The organism is Paenibacillus lautus NBRC 15380, from assembly GCF_004000945.1.
In the GTDB taxonomy this organism is placed as follows: Bacteria; Bacillota; Bacilli; order Paenibacillales; family Paenibacillaceae; genus Paenibacillus_AQ; species Paenibacillus_AQ lautus.
Genome location: NZ_BIMF01000054.1, coordinates 1 through 691 on the forward strand (window position 1 = coordinate 1; position 691 = coordinate 691).

A 691-nucleotide genomic window follows, 5' to 3' on the forward strand; every position below is an offset into this window, starting at 1 on the left:
GACTGAGCCGGTTGTTTCGTACCCATTCTTTGCTGTCTTCCCAGACATGGCGCGTGACGACCTTGCGGTGATTCCGTGAACGGGTACATTGCTCCAGCATCGGGCAAGTCTTGCAGTGCTTCGGATCCGAGGCATATTGCCGGTATCCTTCTCGATTCGTGGTGCGGTACAACAATTCATGCTGGAATGGACAAATATAACGGTTGCGTTCGGCATCATAGGTAAACTTCCACTTTGGAAACAAGCCTTGGGTCGGATGAAATCTCCGGTGAGCAATCACGCCAAAGATCCCCCGTTCCTGCAATCCCCGTTGGCGATCCAAACGCGACAGATACGGTACAGAATCATGAACGTTTCCCGGAGTGACGTGGACATCGGTAATCAGATTGTATTTCAAATCAACGGTCCGGTGATCTAAATAAAAGAATCCTTCCGGTTTGCCATCGCGAATCATATAACCGCTATCCGGGTCGGTTTTACTCACTTTGATTTCTTTCTTCTCGACCACATCCTCTCTGGGTTTTAAAGCTTTTTTCCATGCACCTTCCGGTCAGCTTCTACCGCGCCATTGAGTTCGTCCATGTAATCTCGCGTGTTTTGTAGAACCTGTTGCTTGGTGTACTGGTGCTTGTTCGCATTGGCCTTCACATGCGTGGAATCCGAAACCAGGACTCGTCCGCCGACCATGCGG

Annotated in this window: 1 pseudogene; it reads right to left on the minus strand. The window is 50.2% G+C overall.

Features of this window, described 5'->3' with window-relative positions:
- Positions 1 to 691, minus strand: a pseudogene (locus tag PLA01S_RS31785) (transposase); the annotation flags it as partial.